Raw genomic sequence first — 21,200 nt, 5'->3', positions numbered from 1 at the left:
CAGGCTTGGTCGAAGGCTGCTGCGAACACGGGTGAGGTGGTGTACAACTCGTGTCCCATGCCGGGGTATTGCGAGCCTTGCCCGGTGTAGCAGAACGCGACTTTTCCGCTGGTGGCGGCTCGTGTGCGGACCAGGTCCGGGTGGGCTTCCCCGGTGGCGAGTGCGGTCAGTGCTTGGAGTCGTGAGGCGGGTTCACCGCCGGTGATGGCGGCGCGGTGCTCGAAGTGCGTGCGGGTCGTGGCCAGGGCTCGTGCGACAGCGGCGACGTCCAGTTCGGGGTGAGCCTCCAGGTGGTCTCGCAGGCGAGCGGCCTGCCCGCGCAGGGCCTCGGGCGTCCGCCCGGACAGCACCCACGGCACCAACCCGCCACCGTCGGGGGCGGCAGCAGCGACCGCCGGCCCGGCATCCCCGCCGCTGAGTTCCTCCCCGGCGTCCTCCGCCGCCGGCCACTCCTCCAGGACGACATGCACGTTCGTGCCGCCCATGCCGAAGGCGCTGACGCCGGCGAGCAGCGGCCGCTGCGGGTCCGGCCAGTCGCCGTGCGCCGTGCGCACCCGCAGGTTGAGGCCGTCGAGGTCGATGCGGGGGTTGGGGGTCACGAAGTTGCGGCTGGGCGGCAACTGGCGGTGGCGCAGGCTGAGCGCGGTCTTGAGCAGGCCGGCGACGCCCGCGGCGCCCTCCAGATGGCCGATGTTGGTCTTCACCGAGCCGACCAGCAGCGGGGTGCCGGCAGGCCGGGCAGCCCCGTAGAAGCCGCCGAGCGCCGTCGCCTCGATCGGGTCGCCGACCGCGGTGCCGGTGCCGTGCAGTTCGACGTACTGGACGTCGCCGGGCCGCACGCCCGCCTGGGCGCAGGCGCGTTCGAGGACGTCGGACTGGGCCTCGGTGCTGGGGACGGTGAGTCCGGGCGTGGCACCGTCGTTGTTGACGGCGCTGCCACGGATCACGCAGTAGACGGAGTCGCCGTCGGCGACCGCGGCGGCGAGCGGCTTGAGGACGAGGACGGCGGCGCCCTCGCCGGGCACGTAGCCGTTGGCACGGGTGTCGAAGGTGTAGCACTCGCCGTCCGGGGACAGGCCGCCGAACGCGGCGGCCTCGGCGGACCGGTCGGCGGAGAAGTTGAGGTTCACGCCGCCGACCAGCGCGAGCGTCGACTCGCCCGCCCGCATGCTCTGGCACGCCAGGTGCACGGCGAGCAGCGACGACGACTGGGCCGCGTCGACCGTCAGGCTCGGCCCGTGCAGGCCCAGGGCGTACGAGACGCGGTTGGCGATGACGCCGCGGTTGGTGCCCGGCAGGGTGTGGTGGCCGGCCGAGCCGGGGCCGCGGGCGTGCAGCAGGTTCGCGTAGTCGCTCCAGATGGAGCCGACGAACACGCCGGTGCGGCTGCCGTGCAGCTCGGCCGGCACGATTGCGGCGTCCTCCAGCGCGGCCCAACTCAGCTCCAGCATGAGCCGCTGCTGGGGGTCCATCTCGACCGCCTCGCGCGGCGAGATGCCGAAGAAGGCCGGGTCGAACCCGGCCACGTCGTCGAGGAAGCCGGCCCGCCGGACACCGTCGCCGGCCCGGTCGGGCCGCTCGGTGACCCCGCTCGCACCCTGCGCGAGCAGCTGCCAGAAGGCTTCCGGACCGTCCGCCGCGGGAAGCCGGCAGGCCACGCCGACCACCGCGAACGACGCAGGGGAAACTTGGGTGTCGGAGACCGCGGAGTCGAACTCGCTCGGCATTTTCTTCGTGACCCTTCCTGTCCCGTACTGTCCCGTTCTGTCCCGCTCCCGTGTGCCGCGATGTGCCGGACTGCCCGGGAGCGCACCGTTCCGGGCGGGCGCAGACCTCGCCTGATGCCGCTCAGACTCACCCCGGTCACTAACCGCAGCCTTGGAGCCGTCTAAAGCCCCCCGGTTGCGGCCGGAACCCCTGCGACCAGCGGCGTTACGCACGCTGTAGGGCGCCTTAAGAGGCCGCCGTGACAGTGGGCGACGCACGGCGGAGGGCCGTGCAAAGGAACCTGACCGCGGCCAGGGAGCAGCGCGCGCCAGCGCGGACTTGGTAGTCGGTACGAGCCCAGCGAAGGGGCCCCTCATGAACCCTGATTACGACGTCGTGGTCATCGGCGGCGGTCCCGCCGGATCGACCGTGGCCACCTATCTCGCCAAGGCCGGCATGTCGGTCGCGGTGTGCGAGAGCGAGCTCTTCCCGCGCGAGCACGTCGGCGAGTCGATGGTCCCGGCCGTCACTCCGGTGCTGGTGGAGATGGGCGTGATGGACGCGGTCGACGCCGCGGGCTTCCCGAAGAAGTACGGCGCCGCCTGGACCTCCGCGGAGTCGCGGAACGTGCCGCACAACGGCTTCACCGGTCTCGACCACGACTTCCGCGCCGCGGAGGTGATGTTCGTCGAGCGCGACCAGCCGGGCGTGGACCGGGACTACACGTACCACGTGGACCGGGCGAAGTTCGACCTGATCCTGCTCAAGCACGCGCAGGCGCAGGGCGCCTCGTTGTTCAGCGGGGTGCGGGTGCTCGGCGTCGACTTCGACTCCGACCCGGACATGGTCACCGTCAACTGCCGTATGGGACCGAAGCAGTTCGGGCTGACCGCGCGGATGGTCGTGGACGCCTCCGGGCGGCAGACCACGCTCGGCCGGCAGATGCGGCTGAAGGTCCCGGACCCGGTCTTCAACCAGTACGCGGTGCACACCTGGTTCGAGCACCTGGACCGTTCGAAGATCGCCGTCGAGCCGGACAAGACCGACTACATCTACGTGCACTTCCTGCCCGTCGAGGACAGCTGGGTGTGGCAGATCCCGATCAGCGACACCATCACCAGCATCGGCGTGGTCACCCAGAAGCGCCGCTTCCAGGAGGCCGGTTCGGACCGCGAGACGTTCTTCTGGGACATGGTCGGCAGCCGCGAGGACGTGGAGGCGGCGCTGCGCGCGTCCACCCAGCTCCGGCCGTTCAAGACCGAGGGCGACTACAGCTACACGATGTCGGAGATCTGCGGTGACCGCTTCGTGCTGATCGGCGACGCCGCCCGCTTCGTCGACCCGATCTTCTCCAGCGGCACCAGCGTGGCCCTCAACAGCGCGCGCCTGGCCGCCAAGGACATCATCGCCGCCCACGAGGCCGGCGACTTCTCCAAGAAGCGCTTCGAGACCTTCGAGGGCAAGATCCGCACCGCGATGAAGAACTGGTACGAGTTCATCTCCATCTACTACCGGCTGAACATCCTGTTCACCGCGTTCGTCCAGGACCCGCGCTACCGGCTGCACGTGCTGAAGATGCTGCAGGGCGACTTCTACGACGGCGACGCCGCGCCGACCCTGGACGCCATGCGCGAGATGGTCACGACGGTGGAGAACGACCCCGAGCACCTCTGGCACCCCTACCTCGGCAGCCTGCGGGCCACCCCGGACCGGGTCGCGGCCCCCGCGAAGGACGACGGCCCCGCCGCGGACGACGCCCCGGCCGAGCCGGTCGGCGCCGCCGAGACCCACTGATCGGCGGGAGGCCGACATGAAGACGCAGAACCTGTACATCCGCTCCCTCGGCGTCTCCCTGCCGTCCGAACGGGTCACCCTCGCCGAGGCGTTCGAGGCCGGCTACTGCCGTCCCGTGGAGTTCCCCGGCAGCGACCTGGTGGGCGTGCCGGTCGCCCCCGGCACCCCCGGCGTGGCGATGGCCGCCGAAGCCGGGCGCCAGGCGCTGGACCTGGCCGGGATCGCGCCCGAGCGGCTCGACCTGGTCATCCACGCCACGATGTTCCGCGAAGGACCGGAGGAGTGGGCGCCGGTCGGCTACGTCCAGCGCGAGCTGGGCTGCACCCACATCCCCGGCTTCGAGGTCAACCAGGGCTGCAACGGCACCATGGCCGGCATGGAACTCGCCGCCGGCTGGCTGGCGTTGGACCCCGAGCACGCGCACGCCCTGGTGACCACCGGCCTGCAGGCCGACTCGCCGCGGCTGGACCGGTGGCACAGCCCCGGCTTCGGCATGGCGCTCGGCGACGGCGGCTCCGCGGTGCTGCTCGGCAAGGACGAGGGCATCGTCCGCGTCGACTCGATGAACTCCATGACCTACCCGGACCTGGAAGGCATGCACCGCGGCAACCTGCCGCTCGCCGACCAGAGCGTCCCGTCCCTGCGCAAGGTCGACGTGCCGGCCCTGGCACGGGACTTCGCGATCGCCCGGCGCTACAACCAGTTCGACTTCCACCGCATCTTCACGATGATGTACACCGAGATCACCGCGCGTTCGCTGAAGGACGCCGGCGCCACCATCGAGGATGTCGAGCGGGTGATCTTCACCAACGCCGGCGCCGAGATCATCCAGGCCGACCTGCTGCAGCCGCTCGACCTGCCGCTGTCCAAGGCCACCTGGGACTTCGGCCGGACCATCGGCCACGTCGGCGCGAGCGACCAGGTCCTCTCCCTGGACCACCTGCTGCGCAGCGGGCAGCTCGCCGCCGGCGACCGGGTCATGCTGGTCGGCGGCACCCAGGGCTACAACGTGTCGTGCGCCGTGCTGACGGTGACCGAGGCGGGCGCGGCCCTGCGCGACGGCACGCCCGCCGCGGGCCCCGCGGAGGGGAGCGCCTCGTGAAGGTCCTCCTCGTCCCCTGGTCCCAGCCCACGTTCTACTACCAGATGGTGCCGCTGGCCTGGGCGTTCCGGGCGGCCGGCGCCGACATCCGGGTCGCCGGGCAGCCGCAGGTCGCGGCCGCCGTCAAGAACTCCGGCCTGACCGTCACGCAGGTCGGCGACGGCTACGACTACCTGCCCGCCTTCCAGCGGATCGCCGACGACATCGCCCGCCACAACCGCGCGCACCCCGACCGCAGGACCAGCCTGGAGCAGAAGGCGGCGCCCAGCCCGGAGATGCGGCGCAAGGTGCTGGAGCAGAAGTTCGAGCCGTTCGTGGAGACCGCGGTGGCCATGGCCGGAGAGCTCGTCGAGCTGGCCGCGTCCTGGGGCCCGGACCTGGTGGTCACCAACCCGTTCGTGCTGGCCGCGCCGCTGGCCGCGCACGCCGCGGGCGCCCGCCTGGTCCACCACCTCACCGGGCCCGCGGTGGAACGGCAGATGGGCTTCTTCCCCGGCAGCGGCGCGGCGCCCGAGCTGTGGACGAGCAAGCTGGTGGAGCTGTACGGGCGGCACGGTGTGCCGGTCCGCCCGGAGTACGCGGCGGCCACCGTCGACCCCTGCCCGGAGAGCCTGCAGTACCCCGGGACGCCGGACCGGCTGCCGATCCGCTTCGTGCCGTACAACGGCCCCGGCGACGCTCCGCTGTGGCTGTCCCGGCCGCCCGCGCGGCGCCGGGTGTGCGTGACGTGGGGGACCACCACCACGCAACTCGGCGGCGAAGGCACCTTCCTCGTGCCGGACATCCTCACCGCGCTCGCCGATCTCGACGTCGAGGTGGTGCTGGCGATCAAGGGCTCGGACCGGGCCCTGCTCGGCGACATCCCGGCGAACGTCCGCGTCGTGGAGGAGCTGCCGCTGCACCTGCTGCTGCCCAGCTGCGACGCCGTCGTCCACCAGGGCGGCACCGGCACCATGCTGACCGCCGCGTCGTACGGCGTCCCGCAGGTCCTCATCGCCGGCATGCTCGACCAGGTCGCGACCGCCACCCGGCTGTCCGCGCACGGCGCCGGGCTCTCTGTCGACCCCGAGGGATTCAGCGGAACGGCGCTCGCCGAGGCGGTCACCCGGGCCCTGGAGGACCCCGCCGTGCGCGGCTCGGCCCGCGCCCTGCGGCGGGAGATCCAGGAGCAGCCGTCGCCCGCCGAGGTCGCGGAACGGCTCGGCGCCCCGGCGCCGGTGCCCGCCTGACCGGTCGCCGTCGAGGAGTCCGAGAGATCCGAGAGATCCAAGAAGTCCGAGGAGTCCCAGGAGGAGGAAGAACGTGCGCGTCCTGATCACCCCGATGGCCTGGCCCACGCACTACTACCAGATGGTGGGCCTGGCCTGGGCGCTGCGCGCCGCCGGACACGACGTCCGGGTGGCCGGGCAGCCGCCGCTGGCCGACGCCGTCACCGGCACCGGCATCATCGCGGTGACGGCGGGCGGCGGCTACGACATCATCGCCGGCATCGCCGACGCCGTGCGGGTACGCGACGAGCTGGCCCGGGACCTGAACGTCACGGGGCCGGGCCAGTTCCCGCCGGAGGTACTGCGGCGGCTGCTCGACCTGCGGATGGTGCCGCACGTGCGGACCGCCCAGGACATGGCGGAGGACCTGGTGTCCTTCGCCGTGGCCTGGCGGCCCGACCTCGTGGTCACCGACCCGCTGGTGTACGCCGCCCCGCTTGCCGCGGCCGCGGTCGGCGCCCCCGTGGTCCGCCACCTGTGGGGCCCCGACATGTCCCGCAAGGTGGGACTGCCCGGCAACGGCGTCAGCGTCGAGCAGGACCACCGGGCGGCCTGGCCGCAGGAGATGGCCGAGCTCTACGCCCGCTACGGCGTCGAGCCGCCCGCCGACCTCGCCGTCCGCACCCTGGACACGTGTCCGGAGTCCCTGCAACTGCCGGGCGTCCCGAACCGCGTGGCGATGCGCTACACCTCGTACAACGGCGCGGCGGTGGCGCCGGCATGGCTGCTGGAACCGGCCGAGCGGCCACGGATCTGCGTCACCTGGGGCTCGCTGACCACCACCATGAAGGGCGAGGAGGCGTTCCTCGTGCCGCAGATCGTCCGGGCGCTGGCCGGTCTCGACGTCGAGTTGATCCTCGCGCTGCGGGCCGCCGACCGGGCACGGCTGGGCGAACTGCCGTCGCACATGCGGGCGTTGGAGGGTATGCCGCTGGACCTGATCCTGCCGACCTGCTCGGCGATCATGCACCAGTCCGGTGCGGGCAGCACCCTGACCGCGGCCCTGCACGGCGTCCCGCAGATCACCGTCCCGCAGATCGCCGACCAGGGCCTGGTCAGCGAGCGGCTCTCCGGCACCGGCGCCGGCATCGCGCTGGACGGCGACCGGCTGGAGGAAGAGACCGTACGGCGTGCGGTGACCGAGGTGCTGGACACCCCCGGTCCCGCGGAGGCGGCCCGCCGGCTGCGCGCGGAGATGCTGGACCAGCCCGCGCCGTCGGCGATCGTCGCTGATCTGGAGGCGCTCGCCGGCTGACCCCCGCCGGCAGCGCCTCCGCGACAGCTGTGGCCCCGACTCCCAGGAGTCGGGGCCACAGCCGTCGTGCGGGGCGGTGGGCGCGGTCAGCGGCGGGCACCGGCCAGCCGCCGGCGCAGGCCCAGGCCGCGCAGCGCGAGGCCCAGCAGCGCCGGCTGGGCGCCGCGCACCCCGCGCGAGCGCAGCAGCGCCCGCGTCGTCCACAACTGCACCTCGGCCACGTGGTGCGGGGCGCCGTGCACGTCGTCGAACTCGGCCACCTCCAGCCGGCGTACGCCCTCGCGCAGCAGCCGCAGGTCCGCGGACGGGATGATCTCGTCCCGCGAACTCGCCACGTACGAGACCGGGATGTCCAGCGAGGCGAGCTGGTCGCGGGTCAGCGCCCAGCCCTCCAGCGCGCCGTCAGCGATCGCGTCCGGGGTCGTGCCGGTCATGTGCGCGAGGGTGTCCGCGGTGACCCGCGGTATCGCGCGCCGCCAGTCCGGGTCGGTGAAGAACTCCCCGATCGGGGCGCCGACGGTGACGACCCCGCGGATCCGCGGGTCGTCCACCGCGCACCGCAGCGCCAGGTGGCCGCTGAAGCTCAGCGCGGTCGCGTGGGTGCGGCTGACGTCCGCCCGGTCGGCGACCGCGTCCAGCAGCCCGGACACCATCCGCCAGCTCTCCGCGTCGTACCGCAGCCCGTTCTCGCCCGCGCCGGGCAACTCGGCGATCAGGCCCGCCATACCGAGCCGGCGCAGGTGCGCGAGCATCGGCGCCCACTGCTCCTTGACCGAGACGATGCCGCCCATCACCAGCAGCAGCGGCTTGGGGTCGGTCGACGACAGGCCGCCGGCCCAGCAGCGGACCCGGCCCTCCTTCAACTCGACCTCCAGCGGCTCGATGTCCAGGCCCTGGTCGGTGCGCCAGCGGTCCATCGCCGCCACGCAGCGCTCCAGCGCCTCGGCGCGGGCCGGACCGTCGACGTAGGGGAATCGGGCCATCGCGTAGTGCTTGACGGCCGCGAGGTCGTCGCCCTGCCGCTCCAGAGCGCGCGCGGCACCGCTCCACTCGCCGACCCACGAACCGGGCCCGCTGCCCTCGTCGTGGCTGATCCGGTCCAGCAACTGCGAGTAGTCCGCGATGCGTTGCCCGCGGGCGTGCACCGCCACGTACTCCTTCAGCTCCGTCAGGTCGTTCATGCCGCATCTCCCGTCGTGAAGCTCTCCAGCGCGTCCTTGATCTCCGCCAGCACGTCGGCGGCCTCCGCACCGTCGATGACCCGGTGGTCGAAGGTCAGGCTCAGCCGCATCACCGGTGCCACGGCGAGAGCGCCGTCCCTGACCACCGGGCGGTCCGCGGTCCTGCCGAGGCCCAGCGTGATCGTGGTGCCGCCGACGGAGAAGAAGCCGTCGACGGGGCGGTGGCCGAGCGAGGTCACCGCGAAGGTGCCGACCGTCACATGGCGCCGGGCCAGCGGCCGTACGCCCAGCCGGAACGCCAACTGGCCGAGCGGCCACGGCAGTCGCTGCAGCATCCGGGCGGGGGCGAACTCCGGCATGGTCTCCGGGTCGCCGGTCCTGAAGCGGTCCACCCCGGCCTGGACGGCGTCCAGGCCGGCCTGCTGGAGGTCCGGCAGCACCGCGGAGCGCACCACGCGCCGGCCGCCCACCGTCATGTCGAAGGTGATCTTGCCGTTCGCCGACGGGTAGCGGGCCACCACCGGCCGGATGCGGCCGCGGATCGCCGCGTTGGCCTCCGGGTGCGCGGCGAGGACCCGGGCGGCGGCGTGCAGGACGTAGGAGATCGTCGAGTAGCGCGTGCCGTGCGCGCGGGCCTCGGCGCGGTGCTCCCGCACCGGCGTCATGTCCACCTCGGTGTCGAGGAAGACCGGCGCGATCGTGCGGATCTCCTCCAGGAAGCGCAGGGTGGGCCGGCGCTCCGGTGCGACGGGCGTGACGCCGGCGGCACCGGCCGGCCGGCCGGAGCTGGCGCTGTGCGGGCCCGACGCCCCCGTGGCGGTGCCGTCGGTGCCGGCCGCGGCGTGCTGCGTCTCGGTGCTCATGCCGCCACCGCCAGCGTGTAGATGTCCCGCAGGGTCGCGGCCTCCAGCACCTGGGCGAACGGCAGGGTGCGTCCGGTGCGCTGCTCCAGCAGCGTCAGCAGGCTGAGCAGGTGCACCGAGTCCCAGCCGTCGACCTCGTCCAGGGTCCGGCCGATGTCCTCCTCGGCCACCGGCAGGCCCATGGCGTCGCGCAGCAGGGCGATGAAGTCCTCGGTCGTGTTCACGGGCGCTCTCCCAGGAGATCGGTCAGGGTGATGTGGGAAGGGGGATCGGGGATCCGCGCCAGGTCGTGGCGGAAGGCCGTCGCCCCGGCGTCCTGGGACAGCGGGGCGAAGCCGTTGCGCGGATAGAAGTCGGCGACCTTGCCGTTCTTCGCGGTCGGCCGGTACCGGCCGACGACCTGCCGGGCCCCGGTGGACCTGGCGTGCCGCAGCACGGCGGCGAGCGTTGCCTGCTCGATGCCGCGGGAGAACACCCGGCAGCTCAGCAGGAAGTTGTCCAGGTGCAGGTCGGCGCCCGCCCGGTGTGCGAACACCGCGCCGACCAGGCCGTTGTCGCCGAACCTGTCGGCGCTGTGCACCGCGAGCACCAGCGTGTCCGGGTCCTCGGCGAGCTCCTGCACCTTGCCGGGCTGGAGCCGTTCGGTGGTGAGGTTGAACTGTGAGGTGCGCAGGGTCAGTTGGGAGATCCGGGCGAGCTGCTCCGGCCCGGCCGGGGCCAGCCGCACCTGGACGTCGAGCTGCCCGAGGTACTCCTCCAGCGAGGCGAAGCTGTCCAGGAAGTCCTTGCGGACCAGTTCCTCCCGGTACTTCACCACCCGGCTGCGGTCCTCCGCGGTGAGCACCCGGGTGTCGAACCAGCCGTCCCGCAGCAGCCGTTCGACGTGCAGCGCGGGCTCTGAGCCGACCTGCACGACCGCGACGCCCGGCAGCTCGCCCCGGACCAGGCCGCACTCGAAGGGGCTGTCGTCGACGAACACGAACGAGTCCACGCCCAGGTTGAGCGCGGCCGCCAGCTCGGTCAGGTTGTCGTGCTTGGGGCGCCAGTTGGCCACGATCCGCACGAAGTCGTCCTCGGCCAGGGGCATGTCGGTGCGCGCGCGGAACGCGCCGGCCACCGTCTCCGCGTCGTTCTTGCTCACGATCGCCAGCAGCACGCCCTGGCTACCCAGTTGCACGACGACCCGCTGGAACGCCGCGAACGCCTCACCGCGGTAGCCGCCGCCCACCTCGACGCCCTCGGCGCCGACCTCGCCCAGCACGCCGCCCCACAGGGTGTCGTCCAGGTCGAGTGCCAGCACCTTCTTCGTCGACCCGGTGACCTGGCGGGCCAGATGGCCGACCTCGCGGGCGTAGCGCGACAGCAGCCCGGGGGACAGGTGCGCCTTGGCGTAGGTGTCCAGCCGCGGGTCCTCCGCCGCGACGCCCTCGGCGAGCAGCGGGCCGAGGTCCAGCACGACGACCGACGGGTGCTCCTCGGCGAGCCGCAGCAGCGCCGCGTTGGCCTCGTGCCACAGCGCGCCGAGCCGCGCGCGGGAGCGGTGGTCGACCAGCTGTGCGGTGAAACGCCGGGTCAGCGGCAGGGTGTTGAGCACCAGGGTGCCGCGTGCCCGGCCGCCGAACCGCGCCGCGAGACCGGACACCAGCGCCAGCTTCTCCCGCAGGGCCTTCTCCACGTCGGCCGGCCGCCACGGCGCCGCCACCTCGTCGAAGACCACCGCGGGGTCCAGGACGCACAGGACCAGGTCCGGGTCCGCCGTGTACAGGGCGCTGTCCGGGTCGGCGAGGTCGGCGACCCAGCTGTCGAAGTCGGCCACGGTGACCCGGCCGAGCAGTCCGTGCCGGGCCAGTTGCCCGGTCAGCGGGGCGATGAGGGGCGCGAGCGTGCCGTGCCCGGTGACCGCGACGGTCACCGACGGCGTCGCCGGGTGCAGCCGCAGCACCTCGTCCGGGTCGGTGCGGCTCAACAGCCGTCCCGCGGCGGCGAGTTCCTCGTCATCGAGATCGGCCAGCAGCGGCCGGACCTCTGGGTAGCGGGCGGCCAGCAGCCCGCCGCGGTGCAGCGCGGCGATCATCGCGGGGGTGCCGTCCGCGGTGGCCGCCGTTCGGCCCCTCACGGCTTCTCCAGCGCGAAGGCCGCCTTGATCCACTTGCTGGACTCCACCGCGACCGCGGCGGCGCGGTCGCCCGCGGCCATCCGCGGCAGCGCGGCCTCGATCTGGAAGAACGGCAGCGCGTTGCCGGTGTTGCCGATGTCCGCCACCAGCGACACCTCCTGCGCCTGCGGTGCGGAGAGGCCCTCGGTGATCCGCGCGGTCATCCGCCCGGAGAGCTGCGGCGGCAGCAGGTACTCCACCTCGTCGTTCTTCCAGTCCAGGACGGCCAGCAGCTCCTCGTACGCCTCGGCCGCCAGCAGCGGCACCGACGTCTCGATGGCCTTGTAGTCCTCCACCACCGGCGGCCGGTCCGCGTCCCGGTCCGCGCGCCCGAACCACTCGACGACCTGGCCGGGCGGCCGGCCGCGGCCCACGAGCTCCACGAAGACGTGCCGCAGCACCGCGGACCCGGGCCCCGGCTCGGTGCTCAGCACCACCGCGCCGGCGCCGTCGCCGAACAGCACGCCGTTGATCTGCTCCGCGGGCGCCAGCGAGGACACATCCATCGTGACGTCGAAGTGCTTGGCGCAGGTCTCACCGCCCAGCACCAGCGCGGTGCGGCGGGTGCCGGAACGCAGCATCTGGCAGGCGACGTCGAGCGCCTGCATGGCGCCGGTGCACCCGGACTGGAGCTGGTACGACGGGACCCCGTCGATGTTGAGCCGGTCGGCGATCACGTTGACGGTGGCGGGCATCAGCAGGTCCGGCGAGGACGTGCCCATCACCACCACGTCGACGTCCTCCGGCCCGATGCCGGCCGCCTCCAGAGCGCGGCGGCCCGCGGTCTCGCCGAGGTCCGCCAGCGTGTACCGGATCTCGCCGGTGTCCAGGTCGACGGCGAAGTGGCGCCGGCGGGTGCCGACGAACGCGTCGATCCACTGCTCCCACGCCGAGGGCATGCCGAAGCGTTCGGTCAGCGTGGCGTTGTCGACGGCCGGTCCCGGGAGAGCGGTTCCGGCCGAACGGACATGGATGTCGGGGGCGTCCATTCCAGGGCCTTCCATTGGCGGCGGTTGACGTCGGGTCTGCGGCATCGAGGGCTTGGCGGCCGTGGGGGCCCGCGGGAGCCGTGAGAGCTCCGCGGGCCGTGACGGCCGTGGTGACGCCGGCGGCCGCACGGCGTTCGGGGCGCGGATCGTCGTCATGCTGGGCCGCCGGGCTAAAGCAGGGCTTGCGCCCGTCCGCAGCGCGCCCGTGCCCGCGTGCGCCGGCGCCGAACTCCCGCTAGCGCAGGCTTAGTCCGGCTTCAGGGCACTGCCGAGCATGGAGGGGACATCCGCCCAGCGATCTGGAGATGAGACGGTGACGACCGGTCTGGAAGACAACCCGCAGCAGACGACCGACGAGATCGACCAGCGGGCGCGCGACGTCGGCGCCGACGCGCAGCGCGAGCAGGAGGACCCCAGCCCGCTCGACCCCCGCGCCCTGGCCCTGGCCGCCGCCGCGGCGGCGGGCGTCTACACCCCCGGCGGCGGCGAGCAGGAGCAGGCCGCGGCGCTCGACCGGTGCGTCATCGTCACCGGGCTGACCGAGAAGATCGAGAAGCTCGTGGTGCACGACGGCGGCACGCCCGGCACGGGCACCTCCGTGGAGTACACCGACGCCTTCTTCGACGCTGACGGCAACCGCGTGGCCACCGTCCAGGGCAGCTCCATCGTGCTCACCATGACCCCGCACATGTGGCAGTACCACCAGAGCCGCGCGCAGCTCGACGACGGCGTCTTCGAGGCGCAGGGCGTGCTGGACTGCACCGCCATGCTGCGCGGCGGCACCCAGCTGTTCCGGCTCACCGGGACCGAGGGCCGCTACGCGGGCAAGGTGGGCTTCATGACCCTCGCCATCGAGGACCCCACCCAGAAGCCGCCGCACTACGCGACGTCGTTCGTGCTCTGCTGACCGTCCGCGTCCCCGCCCACGTACCGGCACCCGTGACCGCTCTCCGCGCCTGAACCCCGTCCCCGCCCGAGCCCCGCGGCCGCATGGCCGCGGGGCTCGGGCGCGCGTGCCGCGGGCTCACGCCCGGACGGCCACCGACCGGTCCATCCCGACCTCCTCCGACGTGCTGAACCGCCGGTCGAGCAGGGTGTACAGCGGGCCGGTGGTGGCGGTGGCCACCAGGGCCATGACCACCAGCGCCAGGAACATCTCCGGGGTCAGGATGCCGGCCGTGAACCCCGCCTGGAGCACGACCAGTTCGGTCAGCCCGCGGGTGTTCATCAGCACTCCGATCTGCAGGCCCACCAGGCGGGACTCGCCGCCGAGCCGGCAGCCGAGGTAGCTGCCGAACAGCTTCGCGCAGATCCCGAGCACCGTGGCCAGCACGGTCGCCGTCCACGGCATCGCGCCGAGCTGCTTGGCGAACACCATGACGCCGGTGACCACGAAGAAGATCGGCACCAGGGCGGTGCCGACCCGGGTGATCCGGCCGATCACCTGCCCCCACGGCGCGCGCGCCTCGTCGGCCGGCAGCGCCGCGCCGACCAGCAGCGCGCCGATCACCTCGCTCAGCCCCCAGCGCTGCAGCAGCCACGAGGCGGTCAGGCCGACCACGGCGAGCGCGACGGCGGCGACCCACGGGACGCGGCCGACCAGCAGCGAGGCCACCCGGGTGCGCAGCGCCCGCAGCAGCACCAGCGCGCCGGCCACACCGATCAGCAGCGACTTCCCGCGGTCGAGGCAGCCGCTGGTGTTGCCGGCGGCCAGGCTGATCGCCAGCGAGAGCAGCAGCCAGCCGATCCCGTCGATGACGGCCGCGGACGCCATCGACAGCCGCCCGGCCCGTGTGTACGTCAGGGAGCGGTCGGACAGGATCCTGGCCAGCACCGGGATCGCGGTGATGGACAGGGACACGCCGATCATGAGGATGAAGGAGGCAGTGGACGCGTCGCCGCGCAGCGCGGCGTCACCACGCCACAGCACCCAGCCGGCCAGCCCGACGCCGGCCGCGAGCGGTGGGACCAGCGCGCCGAAGGTCACCCAGCCCAGCGTGCGGCGGGTGGCCCAGGCGCCGCCGGTCCGCATCTCACGCACCGCTCCCATGATGAACAGGACCAGGCCGATGTGGGCGAGCTGGCGGACGGCGGCGAAGATGTCGGTGGGCAGCAGGTCGTCGAGCAGCCGGTGGCCGCCGATGCCGACCACCACGGGGCCGACCACCAGCCCCGCGGCCACCTCGCCCACCACGCGCGGCTGGCCGGTCACCCGGGCCAGCAGCCGTCCCACCAGGACGATGAGGTAGATCGCGAGCAGCACCAGGACGAAGTGCCCGGTGCGCGTCGCGGAATCAAGGACGTGGAACAACGCATTCATGGACATCGATTCCGCCGGCCGCACGCCCTAGTTGCGCACCGGCATAGTGAGAGTTCGGTTCGTACCCTGGACGGATCAGCCGGAGAATAGGGAGCGGAAGGCCGCCGGAATAACCCCTATAAGGCTTCGGGAAAGGGGTATTGGCCGCCGGGAAGGGGCTGTGGCCCGACGTCCCCGGAATGCTTAGGGGTTGTTAGGGGGGCACGGCCCTGTGGCAGTCTTCAGGGCGAGTGAGCACCCCCGGGAATGCGTGGAACGCCCGGCCGCACCAGCGGCGGGGCGGACCGCATCACGATCATGGTGGCCGGTCGACGGCCAGCCGTGCCGGTGCCCGGCGAGGAACTCAGGGGTCGGACGGGGAAGGGATGAGCGAATGGCATCGTCTTCGGGCGGGGAGGACCAGTGGCTGCGGGTCTTCCATCCGCGCCCGGACCGGGAATTGCGCCTGGTGTGTTTTCCGCACGCCGGTGGATCGGCCACCTATTACTTTCCGCTGTCGCAGTCGCTCGATCCGCGGTTCGAGGTGGCGGCCGTGCAGTATCCGGGCCGCCAGGACCGCAGGCGCGAGCCGCTGGTGGACAGCGTGCCCGAACTCGCCGACCGGATCGCCGACGTCCTGGAGGGGCTGCACGGCGAGCGGTTCGCGTTCTTCGGCCACAGCATGGGCGCGGTGCTGTCCTTCGAGGTGGCCTGCCGGCTGCGCGAGCGCGGCGCCACCGGGCCGCTGCGGCTGATCGTCTCCGGGCGGCGCGCGCCGTCGCGGTTCCGCGAGGGATGGGTGCACCTGCGTGACGACGCCGGTCTGGTCGCGGAGCTGAAGAAGGTCGGGGGGACCGACGAGCGGCTGCTCGCCGACCCCGAACTGCTGGCCACCGTGCTGCCGGTGACCCGCAACGACTACCGGGCGGTGGAGACCTACCGGTTCGCCGGCGGTCCCCGGCTGGACTGCCCGGTCACCGCGCTGGTCGGCGACACCGACCCGCAGACCACCGTCGACGACGCCGCCGCCTGGGCCGAACACACCACGGGACCCTTCGACCTGAAGGTCTTCCCCGGCGGCCACTTCTACCTGGACGCGCAGCGCGCGCGGGTCGGCGGCGCCGTCGCCGCGGCCCTGGGCGAGGCGTGCCGCGGACGCGCCGGCCTGCAGCCGGTGCCCGAACGGAGGGCGTCGTGAGATACGAGATCCTCGGCCCGCTCCGCGTCGTCGACGGCGACACCTCCTCGTCGATCAGCGCCAGGAAGATCGAGATCGCGCTGGCGGTGCTGCTGATCCGCGCCGACCAGGTGGTGACCCACGACCAGTTGATGACCGAGATCTGGGGCGACCGGCCGCCGCGCCGGGCCACCGCCGGACTGCACGTCTACATCTCGCAGTTGCGCAAGTTCCTCTACCGGCCGGGGCAGTTGGAGAACCCGGTGGTCACCCGGCAGTCCGGCTACCTGCTGCGCACCGGCAGCGACGAGCTCGACGTGCGGATCTTCCTCGACCTGGTCAAGCAGGGCCGGGCGGACGTCCGCGAGCAGCGCTACGAGCAGGCCGTGCACGGCTTCGAGTCGGCCCTTTCGCTGTGGCGCGGGCCGGTGCTCGGCGACCTGCGCGACGGGCCGGTGCTCACCGGGTACGCGACCTGGCTGACCGAGGCCAGGCTCGAGTGCCTGGAGATGCTCGCCGACGTCTGCCTGCGGCTCGGTCGGCACCGCGAACTCGTCGGCCGGCTCTACTCGTTGACCGCCGAGAACCCGTTGTGCGAGACGTTCTACCGCCAGTTGATGGTGGCGCTGTACCGCTCGGAGCGGCAGGCCGACGCGCTGATGGTCTACCAGACCGCGCGCCGCACCCTGCAGGACGAGCTGGGGCTCGAACCCGGCCGGGCGCTGCGCGAGGTCCAGCAGGCCATCCTGTCCGACGACAACCGGCAGCTCGGCGTGCTCGCGCCGTCGTAGCGCGGCGGCTCGGGCGCGCTCCGGCGAGGTGCGCCGCAGTCCAAGGTCGGCGCGGGGGCACCCGATATTCGACGGTTGTCAACCCGGGTTGACAACCGTCGAATACCTAATTAGGCTGGGGCAATGACACTCACTCAGATGAGGCTGGCGACGATTGGCGCCGTCTTGTCGATGATCCTGGGCATCGTCGATTCGAATATCGTGGCGACGGCTGCCTGGCCCATCACGAAGAGCCTCGATCCGGTGCACGGTCTCGACCTTCTCCCGTGGCTGATCACCGCTTATGCACTCGCTGCCACGGTGACGCAGCCGATGTACGGAAAATTGACCGATGTCTACGGACCGAAGAAGGTCTACCTCTTCTCGCTCGCCACCTTCCTGGTCGGTTCCGCGTTGTGCGGCATCGCCCAGAACATGCAGGAACTGATCGCGTTCCGTGCCCTGCAGGGAATCGGCGGCGGCGGTCTGATGAGCGTCACCCTGGTCGTCGTGCTGAGCATCTGGCCGCCGAAGACCACCAGCAGCGGCGGGTCCACCGGCGGCGGCGGGGCCGGCATGGGCGGCGTGATGACCGGCGTGTGCATCGTCGTCGGCCCACTGGCCGGCGGATTCCTCACCGAGCACTTCTCCTGGCGCTGGATCTTCTACGTGAACCTGCCGCTGGGACTGATCGCGCTCGCCCTGGGCACGCTGTGCCTGAAGCTCCCGGTCTCCAGCGACCGGCACCCGATCGACTACACCGGCGCCCTGCTCATCGCGGCGGCCACCAGCGCCCTGCTGCTGGTCACCGAATGGGGCGGCACCGAGCACGCCTGGGGCTCGCCGGTGATCGTGCTGCTGATCCTCGGCGGCGCCGTGCTGCTGGTGGCCTTCCTGCTGCGCCAGGGCCTGTGGCCGAGGATCGCGGCGAAGGAGCCGCTGTTCCCGCTCTCGCTGTTCCGCAACCCGGTGTTCCGGCTGGCCAGCCCGCAGCAGTTCATCTCCGGCATGGTCACCATGGGCTCGGTCGTCTATGTCGCCCTGTACCTGCAGGCGGCCCAGGGCGTGAAGCCGACGCTCGCCGGCGTCCACCTGCTGCCGATGGCCTTCGGCATGATCATCTCCGCGGTGGTGGCCGGCCGGCTGATCCGCAGGCCCGGCCGGTTCCGGCTGGTCATGGTGATCGGCACGGTCATGGTGATGGCGGCCTTCGCCCTGCTCAGCCGGTTGCACCCGGACACCTCCGTGTGGGTGGCCAACCTCGACCTGCTGCTGCTCGGCGCCGGCCTCGGCATGGTGCTCGGGATGGCGCTGCTCGCGGTCCAGGTCTCCGTGCCCAGGGAGCAGCTCGGCGTGGCGATCACCTCGGTGCGCTTCAGCCAGACCCTCGGCGGTGCGGTCGGCAGCGCGGTCTTCGGCACCATCCTGGCCCGGGAGTTCGCCTCCCGGGTGCCCGACGACCTCAAGGGCGGCAGCGGCGGCCGGTCCGGCATCGCGCTGCTGCAGACCCTCACCGGGCAGGCCCGGCAGACGGTCGTCGACGCCCTGGTCGGCGCGACCGACCGGGTCTTCGTCAGCGGCGCGGGGATCGCCGCGCTGGCCGTGCTCATCACGCTGTTCTTCAGGGAGCCGCGCCCCGCGACGGCTCCCGGCGCGGAGCAGCCGGCCGGCCCGCAGGCGGCGCCGGCCGGGCCGGCGGGAACCGGCGACGGTGCGCAGGAAGCGGCGGCCGAGGCCGCACCGGCTGCCGAGGCGCCCGCCCGCAGGCTCCGCCGTCCCGCTCCGCGCCCCAACCCGGCGGGCGGCGGCCTGGAGGCGGGCGGTCTGGAGCCGCCGGTCTCCTGACGGCCGGCGGCCCCGCACGTCGGAGGGCCCGTCACCGGACATCCGGTGGCGGGCCCTCCGTGGGTTTCGGTCCGCCGGACTGGGCCCGTGGGTCCGGGTCCGCGGGTCCGGGTCCGTGGGTTTGCGTCCGCCGGTGTGGGTCCGGAGGTCCGGGCTCGCGGGTCCGGGTTCGCGGGTCTGGGTCCGCGAGTCCGGGCTCGCCGCCCCGGTCCGGGTCCGGGATCCGGTCCGGGACCGGCCTGGAGAGGGACCGGTCCGGGGACCTGCCGGGCAGGCAGAAGCGCCTGCCGGGCGGGTCTCCCCGCCGGGCAGGCGCCTTGCCGGGACCGCCGGGTCCGGCCGGTCAGACGCGGAAGGACGTCACCCCGTCCAGCACGCGCTCCACGTCGTGATCGCTCAGGTCCGTGTAGACCGGCAGCCGCAGGAGCTGGTCGGCGACCCGCTCGGTCAGAGGGCAGCCGCCCTCGACGGTCCGCCCGTACCTGCGGCCGGCCGGTGCGCTGTGCAGCGGCAGGTAGTGGAAGGCGGTCTTCACGCCGCGCCCGGCGAGGTGCGCCATCAGCGCGGTCCGCCGTTCGAGGTCCGGCAGCAGCAGGTAGTACAGGTGCGCGGGGTGCGCGCACTCGGCCGGGACGGTGGGCTGCACCACGCCGTTCTCCCGTGCCCAGCCGGCCAGTTGCTCCTGGTAGACGTCCCACACCTGGAGCCTGCGGGCCTGGATCGCGGCGAAGTTCTCCAGCTGCGCCACCAGGCAGGCAGCCAGCACGTCCGACGGCAGGAAGCTCGAACCGAGGTCCATCCACTGGTACTTGTCGATCTCGCCGCGGAAGAACTGCCGGCGGTTGGTGCCCTTCTCGCGGATGATCTCGGCGCGCTTGAGGTAGCCGGCGTCGTTGAACAGCAGCGCGCCGCCCTCCCCGCAGTGCGCGTTCTTCGTGGCGTGGAAGCTCTGCGTGGCCATCACGCCGATCGAGCCGAGCGGGCGCCCGCGGTAGGAGGCGCCGAGACCGTGCGAGTTGTCCTCGATCACCGGCAGGCCGTGCCGGCCGGCGATCGCCATGACGGTGTCCATCTCGCAGGCCACGCCGCCGTAGTGCACCACCACGATGGCCTTGGTGCGGGGCGTGATGGCCGCCTCGATCTGCAGCTCGTCCATGTTCAGCGTGTCCGGGCGGACGTCCACGAAGACCGGCACGGCGCCGCGCAGCGCGTACGCGTTGGCGGTCGAGGGGAAGGTGAACGACGGCATCACCACCTCGTCGCCCGGCTCCAGGTCCAGCAGCAGCGCGCTCATGTCCAGCGCGTGCGAGCAGGACGTCGTCAGCAGGGCCGAGGAGGCGCCGACCATCGTGGTGAGGAGTTCGGTCGCCCGGCTGGTGTACCGGCCGTCGCCCTCCAGCGACCGCTCGGCGAGAGCGGCCGCGATCAGCCCGGCCTCCTCGCCGGTCATGTGCGGCCGGTTGAAGGCGATGACGCTCTCGGTCGTCGTCATGGTCATGGTCGGATCCTTCTGTCGCGGTGGTCGGGGCGGTCCCGGCTCGGGCGGCCGGTCACATCAGTTCCTGAAGGGTCGCCAGCACCTCGAAGGGCGAGGGCTGGGCGGTGTTCTCCTCGGCCAGCCGCCCGGCGGCCAGCCGCCGGGCCGGGTCGTGCAGCAGCGGGGCGACGGTCGCCGCGATCCGCTCGCCGTCCGTCTCGGAAGAGGGCAGTGCCACCCCCGCGCCGGTGGCCGCCAGGCACTCGGCGTTGAAGACCAGACCGGCCTCCTGCGGGACGATCACCTGGGGCACGCCCAGGCACGCGGCGGTGAGCATGGTGCCGGCGCCGCCGTGGTTGACCGCGGCGTCGCAGCCCGCCAGAACCGCGTGCAGCGGCAGGTCGGTCACCAGCCGCACGCCGTCCGGCACCGGTCCGATCCGCTCCCGGTCGGCCGGCCGCACCAGCGCCACGACCTCGGCGTCCAGCGCCGCCAGCGCGCCGACCAGGGTGCCCACCGGGTGCCGATCGCCCTGCCCGGCCGCCGCGGTGTTGGTCGTCATCCACGACACGCACACCCGCGGCCGCCCGGCGCGCCGCAGCAGCCAGCCGGGCACCTGCCCGGAGCCGTTGTACGGCCGGTACGCGGTGCGCACCTGGGCCCGCACCGGAGCGGGCTGCAGGCTCGGCGGGCAGGGGTCGACGGTGCACAGGCCGTGCTCGGCCCTCGGCTGGGCGCCGAACCGCGCGAACAGCTTCAGCAGGTCCTGCGGCCAGCGCTCGGGCGGCGCCCCGAAGCCGGGGAACTTCGCCAGCGAGGGCGGCTGCGGACCCCACAGGTGGTGCACCAGGGGGATCCCGGCCACGTCGGCGGCCAGCGCGGCCGCGTAGGTGAGCGGATCGCTGACCACCAGGTCGGGCCGCCAGTCCCGGGTGAAGGCCACCAGGTCGTCGGCCATGTCCTCGGCGGTCCGCACGTGCGGGGCGCCGCGCATCTCGCTGTAGCGGCGCTGGACTTCGGGCGGCAGCGAGGCCCAGGTCGCGGAGCCCGAGAGCAGCCGGCCGGTCTCCCGGCGGACCGTCTCGGTGGCCTCGGTCAGCCCGGCCAGCATGTCGTAGCCGCCGCCGACGGCGACCGCCGTCATGCCGGAGCGGACCACCGGGTCCGTCACCGGCGGCTGGCCGGCCACGACCACGTCGTGTCCTGCCAGCCGGAAGGCCCAGGCCAGCGGCGCCATCGGGTAGTAGTGACTGGGCGCTGCGGCGGGGACGAAGAGGACGCGCATCGATGCTCCGTTGCTGCTCGGCGGGTGCGGGCG

At 73.0% G+C, this 21,200-nt stretch carries 17 protein-coding genes; 8 read left to right on the top strand and 9 right to left on the bottom strand.

Annotated features, from left to right (window positions below; translation table 11 throughout):
- On the bottom strand, window positions 1-1,727 hold a 1,727-nt coding region (locus ACH4TG_RS26325; protein ID WP_398244975.1), incomplete at its 3' end, for a type I polyketide synthase.
- 355 nt (window positions 1,728-2,082) lie between these two features.
- Between ACH4TG_RS26325 and ACH4TG_RS26320 the strand changes: the two genes are divergently transcribed.
- From ACH4TG_RS26320 to ACH4TG_RS26305, 4 genes are all read left to right on the top strand, one after another.
- Window positions 2,083-3,501: an NAD(P)/FAD-dependent oxidoreductase gene (locus ACH4TG_RS26320; RefSeq protein WP_398244974.1), complete on the top strand. Its 1,419-nt coding sequence runs from the start codon at window positions 2,083-2,085 to the stop codon at window positions 3,499-3,501.
- A gap of 16 nt (window positions 3,502-3,517) precedes the next feature.
- Window positions 3,518-4,603 carry a ketoacyl-ACP synthase III family protein gene (locus ACH4TG_RS26315; RefSeq protein ID WP_398244973.1) on the top strand — a complete coding sequence of 362 codons (1,086 nt, stop codon included), beginning with the start codon at window positions 3,518-3,520 and terminating at the stop codon, window positions 4,601-4,603.
- Window positions 4,600-5,832, top strand: coding sequence for a nucleotide disphospho-sugar-binding domain-containing protein (locus ACH4TG_RS26310; RefSeq protein WP_398244972.1), 1,233 nt, complete (start codon window positions 4,600-4,602; stop codon window positions 5,830-5,832). The genes ACH4TG_RS26315 and ACH4TG_RS26310 overlap by 4 nt, the downstream gene beginning before the upstream one ends.
- Before the next feature lie 73 nt (window positions 5,833-5,905).
- The gene (locus ACH4TG_RS26305; protein ID WP_398244971.1) at window positions 5,906-7,126 is read left to right on the top strand and encodes a nucleotide disphospho-sugar-binding domain-containing protein; all 1,221 of its coding nucleotides are present in this window, start codon (window positions 5,906-5,908) and stop codon (window positions 7,124-7,126) included.
- 86 nt (window positions 7,127-7,212) lie between these two features.
- Here ACH4TG_RS26305 and ACH4TG_RS26300 read toward each other — a convergent pair whose 3' ends face one another.
- From ACH4TG_RS26300 to ACH4TG_RS26280, 5 genes are read right to left on the bottom strand one after another with little or no spacing between them, the layout of a single operon-like run.
- Window positions 7,213-8,307: an alpha/beta hydrolase gene (locus ACH4TG_RS26300; RefSeq protein WP_398244970.1), complete on the bottom strand. Its 1,095-nt coding sequence runs from the start codon at window positions 8,305-8,307 to the stop codon at window positions 7,213-7,215.
- Window positions 8,304-9,170, bottom strand: coding sequence for a 2-oxo acid dehydrogenase subunit E2 (locus tag ACH4TG_RS26295; RefSeq protein WP_398244969.1), 867 nt, complete (start codon window positions 9,168-9,170; stop codon window positions 8,304-8,306). Before ACH4TG_RS26295 ends, ACH4TG_RS26300 begins: the two co-directional genes overlap by 4 nt.
- Window positions 9,167-9,394: a phosphopantetheine-binding protein gene (locus ACH4TG_RS26290; protein ID WP_398244968.1), complete on the bottom strand. Its 228-nt coding sequence runs from the start codon at window positions 9,392-9,394 to the stop codon at window positions 9,167-9,169. The genes ACH4TG_RS26295 and ACH4TG_RS26290 overlap by 4 nt, the downstream gene beginning before the upstream one ends.
- Window positions 9,391-11,244, bottom strand: coding sequence for an HAD-IIIC family phosphatase (locus ACH4TG_RS26285; protein ID WP_398244984.1), 1,854 nt, complete (start codon window positions 11,242-11,244; stop codon window positions 9,391-9,393). The genes ACH4TG_RS26290 and ACH4TG_RS26285 overlap by 4 nt, the downstream gene beginning before the upstream one ends.
- Window positions 11,245-11,282: 38 nt before the next feature.
- The gene (locus tag ACH4TG_RS26280; protein ID WP_398244967.1) at window positions 11,283-12,314 is read right to left on the bottom strand and encodes a 3-oxoacyl-ACP synthase III family protein; all 1,032 of its coding nucleotides are present in this window, start codon (window positions 12,312-12,314) and stop codon (window positions 11,283-11,285) included.
- Window positions 12,315-12,627: 313 nt separating this feature from the next.
- Between ACH4TG_RS26280 and ACH4TG_RS26275 the strand changes: the two genes are divergently transcribed.
- Window positions 12,628-13,221, top strand: coding sequence for a hypothetical protein (locus ACH4TG_RS26275; RefSeq protein ID WP_398244966.1), 594 nt, complete (start codon window positions 12,628-12,630; stop codon window positions 13,219-13,221).
- Between the two features lie 117 nt (window positions 13,222-13,338).
- Here ACH4TG_RS26275 and ACH4TG_RS26270 read toward each other — a convergent pair whose 3' ends face one another.
- Complete coding sequence (locus ACH4TG_RS26270; RefSeq protein ID WP_398244965.1) at window positions 13,339-14,634, bottom strand: cation:proton antiporter; 1,296 nt, start codon at window positions 14,632-14,634, stop codon at window positions 13,339-13,341.
- A gap of 373 nt (window positions 14,635-15,007) precedes the next feature.
- On the opposite strand from ACH4TG_RS26270, the gene ACH4TG_RS26265 reads away from it, so the two are divergent.
- The 3 genes from ACH4TG_RS26265 to ACH4TG_RS26255 all read left to right on the top strand — a co-directional run bounded on the left by ACH4TG_RS26265 (window position 15,008) and on the right by ACH4TG_RS26255 (window position 18,405).
- Entirely contained in the window at window positions 15,008-15,811 is an 804-nt protein-coding gene (locus tag ACH4TG_RS26265) for a thioesterase II family protein (RefSeq protein WP_398244964.1), read from the top strand.
- A complete protein-coding gene (locus tag ACH4TG_RS26260) occupies window positions 15,808-16,581 on the top strand; it encodes a BTAD domain-containing putative transcriptional regulator (protein WP_398244963.1) in 774 nt (257 codons plus the stop codon). The genes ACH4TG_RS26265 and ACH4TG_RS26260 overlap by 4 nt, the downstream gene beginning before the upstream one ends.
- A gap of 123 nt (window positions 16,582-16,704) precedes the next feature.
- Window positions 16,705-18,405, top strand: a complete 1,701-nt coding sequence (locus tag ACH4TG_RS26255; protein ID WP_398244962.1) for an MFS transporter — start codon at window positions 16,705-16,707, stop codon at window positions 18,403-18,405.
- Between the two features lie 343 nt (window positions 18,406-18,748).
- Here the strand turns inward: ACH4TG_RS26255 and rffA are convergent, their stop codons facing one another.
- Both rffA and ACH4TG_RS26245 read right to left on the bottom strand, forming a co-directional pair.
- A complete protein-coding gene (gene rffA, locus ACH4TG_RS26250; RefSeq protein WP_398244961.1) occupies window positions 18,749-19,903 on the bottom strand; it encodes a dTDP-4-amino-4,6-dideoxygalactose transaminase in 1,155 nt (384 codons plus the stop codon).
- 52 nt (window positions 19,904-19,955) lie between these two features.
- Window positions 19,956-21,167: a nucleotide disphospho-sugar-binding domain-containing protein gene (locus ACH4TG_RS26245; protein ID WP_398244960.1), complete on the bottom strand. Its 1,212-nt coding sequence runs from the start codon at window positions 21,165-21,167 to the stop codon at window positions 19,956-19,958.
- Between the last annotated feature and the right edge of the window lie 33 nt (window positions 21,168-21,200).

Origin of the sequence: Streptomyces sp. NPDC020917, from assembly GCF_044333795.1 — a bacterium.
Classification (GTDB): Bacteria; Actinomycetota; Actinomycetes; order Streptomycetales; family Streptomycetaceae; genus Actinacidiphila.
Note: the sequence above shows the minus strand (reverse complement) of the source record. Positions and strands in the feature narration are given on the sequence as shown.